The sequence below is a fragment of the Virgibacillus sp. GM2-2 genome (assembly GCF_055329585.1).
This window is the reverse complement of sequence record NZ_JBUZWC010000068.1, coordinates 1-274: the sequence shown is the minus strand read 5'-3', so window position 1 is coordinate 274 and position 274 is coordinate 1. Positions and strand designations below refer to the sequence as shown.

Below are 274 nucleotides of genomic sequence, written 5' to 3'. Positions count from 1 at the left end.
GGTAATGAGGAGCCATCTTCATTAACAAAATAAACAGATGTAACTAAGTCGCTTTCTACCACTTTTTTCGCCACTTTTAATGGTCTAAATAGACGCCATCCACCATTATTTTCAGCTTTTTGGTATAACTCTTCTTCTACTTGAATGAAAATATCTGCAATAACGCCATATGCCTCAGCCCATGCATTAATAATATCGTCTGTCGCAGCGTCGCCAAGTACTTCCTTAATCGCTTTTAGTAAGTTTTCACCAACAATTGGATAATGCTCAGGTA

1 pseudogene is annotated in these 274 nt (G+C 37.6%); it reads right to left on the bottom strand.

The features are described 5' to 3' along the window. Positions 1–274, bottom strand: a pseudogene (locus ACY9Z2_RS19000) (nitric oxide dioxygenase); the annotation flags it as partial.